The organism is Microcoleus sp. PH2017_08_TRC_O_A (assembly GCF_020738665.1).
Classification (GTDB): Bacteria; Cyanobacteriota; Cyanobacteriia; order Cyanobacteriales; family Microcoleaceae; genus Microcoleus.
In genome coordinates, this window is record NZ_JAEQCE010000108.1 from 18,198 (window position 1) to 22,829 (window position 4,632).

Consider the following 4,632-nt stretch of genomic DNA (forward strand, 5'->3'; position numbering starts at 1 on the left):
ACTCCACATCTATATATATAGGTGAAACTGCCGATATTCCTTCTTTTTCTGGAGAGTTAGATGATTTAACCGCAGAGGGCGCAGAGGGCGCAGAGGGAGGATGTAGGCAGATACTTTCTCAGGTTTCAGAAAATCAGAACTCCACATCTATATATATAGGTGAAACTGGCGATATAGCTTTTCTCAATCAAGTCATACACTCGCCAGCCAATTCCCAATTACAAATTACAAATTCCCCATTATCAATTCCCAATTCCCAATCCAGAACTGACTCACTTGAAACTTGCCATACATCTATATATATAGGTAAAATCTATTTGGTTGGTCACGCTCATTTAGACTTAGCTTGGCTGTGGCCTGTCCCGGAAACTTGGGAAGCGGCGGAACGAACTTTTGAGTCGGTATTGAAATTGCAATCTGAGTTTCCCGATTTGATTTTCTGTCATTCAACTCCAGCGCTTTATGCTTGGATGGAAGAGCACCGCCCTGACTTATTTACTGCAATTCAAAAACAGGTGGCCGTCGGACGTTGGGAAGTTGTCGGTGGGATGTGGGTTGAACCGGATTTAAACTTGATTTCGGCTGAGTCAATGGTGCGGCAAGTGTTTTACGGACAGCGTTATGCCAAAGAAAAGTTTGGGGAGTTGATGCGGGTGGCTTGGCTACCGGATACTTTTGGCTTTGGATGGCAATTACCTCAGATTTTGCGGCAAGGTGGAGTTGACTATTTTGTGACGCAGAAGTTGCGCTGGAATGATTCGACGGAATTTCCCCACGGTGCTTTTTGGTGGGAAGGGTTGGATGGTACTAAAATATTTAGCATGATGTCTGGCGCGATCGGCGAAAGTGTAGAATCTGTAAAAATGGCAACTCATGCTTTTGATTGGCAAATTAAAACTGGTTTGCAAGATGCTCTTTGGTTGCCGGGAGTTGGCGACCACGGCGGCGGCCCGACTCGCGATATGCTAGAGGTGGCGAAACGCTGGAAGTTGTCGCCTTTTTTCCCAAGGTTGGAGTTTGCGAAGGCTGTTGATTATTTGTCTTTGATTGAGAGTCAGTTTTTGCCGGAAGTTGCAGAGGTTGATTCTCAATCTGATGTTTCGCAGTCGCCAAGTCGGGAAAATTTACCAATTGCTGAAGTCGTCGAAACTTTGTCGGATGTCGCATCGGGAAACTTGCTAGAAAATTCTACAATTTCATCCGAAAGTAGAACTTCAACTCAGGAAACTCCCGCAAGTTTACCAATTGCTGAAGTCGTCGAAACTTTGTCGGATGTCGCATCGGGAAACTTGCTCGAAAATTCGACAACTTCATCCGCAAGTCGAACTTCAACTCGGGAAACTCCCACAAGTTTGCCAATTGCTGAATTCGTCGAAACTTTGTCGGATGTCGCACCTCCAAATTTACTCGAAAATTCCGCAACTTTACCCGGAAGTCGAACTTCAAGTCAGGAAAATTCCGCAAGTTTGCAAGCTGAGACGGTTGTGAAAACTTTATCGGATGTCGCACCTCCAAAATTAGTCGAAAATTCCGCAAATTTACCCGAAAGCCTTAACTCCAATCTCAAAACTCCCGCAAGTTTGCCAATTCCTGAAGTTGTCGAAACTTTATCAGGTGTCGCATCGGAAAATTCCGCAAATTTACCCGAAAGCCTCAACTCCAATCTAAAAACTCCCGCAAGTTTGCCAATTCCTGAAGTTGTCGAAACTTTGTCGGATGTCGCACCTCCCAAATTAGTCGAAAATTCCGCAACTTTACCCGGAAGTACAACTTCAACTCAGGAAACTCCCGCAAGTTTGCAAGCTGAGACGGTTGTGAAAACTTTATCGGATGTCGCACCTCCAAAATTAGTCGAAAATTCCGCAAATTTACCCGAAAGCCTCAACTCCAATCTAAAAACTCCCGCAAGTTTGCCAATTCCTGAAGTTGTCGAAACTTTATCAGGTGTCGCATCGGGAAAATTACTCGAAAATTCGACAAGTTCATCCGAAAGTGAAACGAATTCGGTAGAAAACGAGGAAAATTTGCAACTTAGGAAAACAACCGAGAATTTGTCCGGCTTAGTAGGTGATTTTTCCGGTAAATTTTCGGAATCAGAACCTAAATACCTTGATTTCCCAACCGAAATTCACCAAGAGAAATCTCAACTAAAAAATTCCCCCTCTCTTCCCCTCTCCCCCTCTCCCAATCTCCCGATTTGGAAAGACGAACTTTACTTAGAATTCCACCGGGGTTGTTACACGACTCGCGCTGACCAAAAACGCCAAAATCGCCGCTGCGAAGATTTGCTCTATCAAGCGGAGTTGTTGTCTTCGATCGCGACAATCTGCACTGGTGCGGTTTATCCGAAAGTTGAGTTAGAATTGGCTTGGAAACAGGTGTTGTTTAACCAGTTTCACGATATTTTGCCCGGTTCGGCGATCGCCCAGGTCTACACTGATGCTAATCTAGCCTTTGCTGAGGTCGATCGCTCTTGCCACCACATCCTGCTACAATCCTTAGATGCGATCGCTGCTCAGATTTCTCTACCTTCTCCTCCGCAGTCGGACGCTCAACCGATTTTTGTTTTCAATTCTCTCAATTGGTCGCGCTCTGAAGTTGTCGCCGTAACTCTTCCCGATTCCCCCGACGCAGCTTGGCAAATTTACGACTTATCGGGAGGGCGGTTGACTTCGCAGATTGTTAAGGGCGATCGACTCCCATCGCAATCCCAATCTACACTGTTATTTTCGGCCCAGAGTGTTCCGGCGATCGGCTACCGCGTTTTTTGGCTTTGCCATGGCGCTCAAACCCTAAATCATGCCCGTGCAAGCTCAGCAACCGAAAAAAAGACAGATTTATCAAAACTTACATACGGTATAGCACAAAAAAACACGCCTTGTCAAGAAACGCATTTTTCAGCCCCAGAAACGGTCTTAGAAAATGAGCTTATTCGGGCAACAGTAGACGCAGAAACTGGTAATTTATCCAGCATTTGGGATAAAGCAAACAATAGAGAAGTCCTGAATGCAGTCGGAGGCAATCAACTGCAAGCCTTTCAAGACAGCGGCCAATATTGGGATGCTTGGAACATCGATCCGAATTACCAAAAACATCCATTACCCGCCCCGATACTCAAACAGATTTCTTGGGTAGACCGGGGAGAAGTACGGCAGAGTTTGCGCGTAGTTATGCAAATTGGTAAATCCGAGTTTCGCCAAGATTATATAGTAGAAACAGGTTCGCCACTGCTGAAAATCAAGACAGTCGTAGATTGGCAAGAAACTCACGTTTTAGTCAAAACAGCCTTCGGGTTAAATGTCGCAGCAGATTTTGCAACTTGCGAAATTCCCGGCGGCGCGATCGCACGCACGACCAAGCCGCAGACACCGGCAGAAAAAGCCAAATGGGAAGTACCGATTTTCCGTTGGACTGATATCAGCAATGACGGTTTTGGAGTCAGTTTGCTCAACGATTGTAAATACGGTTGCGACATTCAACCAAATCAAATTCGGCTGACTTTGCTCAGAAGTTCCACTTGGCCGGATGAAGCAGCAGATGTTGGAGTTTCCCAATTTACTTGTGCCGTCTATCCCCACGCTGGAAATTGGCAAGATGCTGGCACTGTTCGGCGCGGCTGCGAGTTGAATATGCCGCTGTTAGTAAAGGTGTTGTCGCAGTTGCCGGAAAATCGCGATCGGACTCTGCCACCCGTTGGCAAGTTCTTGGATTTGTCCGCCGAAAATTTAGTGTTGATGGCTTTCAAACAGTCGGAAGATGATGCGAATGTCTGGATTTTTCGGTGTTGCGAATCCGAGGGCAAACAGGCTGTGTTAGCATTGGATGGCGATTTGGGATTGGAGATTTTAGAGTCAGTCGATTTGCTGGAAAGACCTGCAATTTTGTCTGAAAAGTTGCCTCTATCGGAAAGTTTTAAGATAGAACCTTGGAAAATTGCTAGTTTTGCTGTTGTAACGAACCACGATAGCGCTCTTGTCGCGAAGGAAGAGAGGGAAGGGAAGAAGGAATAATCTCAAAACCTAAGATATTAGACCTCTTGCATCAATCATTCAATTATACAGGAACCGCAGATGTCAAGCAGATAAACACAGGTAAACGCAGATGATTTTTCAAGATAATTTGCAAATGAGTGCAATCTTGTCTATTGCCGATCGCCTTTTAGCTAACGGGCGCGGGAATCCCTCGCGCGATATCGTTTACAGATAGGTGTCGATCGCCTGCCAAGCAGTTTTGAGGTCTCCTACTCCCCAAAGCTACGGCACTCATCTGACCCAACAATTGCGATCGCCGCCCGGTTCATCCGCAGCCAGGGCAAATATCCCCAGCCGAAACCTAAGTAAGTCAGTCCCAACAGTAGATATTTGAATGTTATCATAGATACGTGACATACCCGACACTCATTATTGTAAACAAATAGAGTGCGCGCTTCCTCTTTCAACGGGAGAGCCTCGACGCGAGCAATCTCTAAGCTGGTCTTATCCTCCCTCCGTAGGTTTCACTCACCCGAAGGTGGTCCTAACTAGCAAGATAATTACTTATCTTTTCCGGCAGACTCCCTGTGTCCCAAGGAGTAGAATTGTTGATTTTTTCACCCATCCATCAGCTCTTTTACGGCAAGAAAGGGATTTTGGG

2 protein-coding genes (1 of these 2 cut by a window edge) are annotated in these 4,632 nt (G+C 45.8%); one reads left to right on the top strand and one right to left on the bottom strand.

Annotated features, from left to right (window positions below):
* Positions 1 to 4,010, top strand: the 3' portion of a protein-coding gene (locus tag JGK22_RS28660) for an alpha-mannosidase (RefSeq protein ID WP_293314266.1). Its footprint begins 853 nt before the window's first position; 4,010 of the gene's 4,863 nt are visible here — the last part of the coding sequence; the start codon falls outside the window, past its left edge; the stop codon is at positions 4,008 to 4,010.
* Between the two features lie 252 nt (positions 4,011 to 4,262).
* Here the strand turns inward: JGK22_RS28660 and JGK22_RS28665 are convergent, their stop codons facing one another.
* Positions 4,263 to 4,388 carry a hypothetical protein gene (locus JGK22_RS28665; RefSeq protein WP_293193435.1) on the bottom strand — a complete coding sequence of 42 codons (126 nt, stop codon included), beginning with the start codon at positions 4,386 to 4,388 and terminating at the stop codon, positions 4,263 to 4,265.
* Between the last annotated feature and the right edge of the window lie 244 nt (positions 4,389 to 4,632).

Bases quoted from the DNA above. Each gene is read 5' to 3' on its own strand.
- JGK22_RS28665 (WP_293193435.1), bottom strand. From the start codon at position 4,388: ATGTCACGTATCTATGATAACATTCAAATATCTACTGTTGGGACTGAC.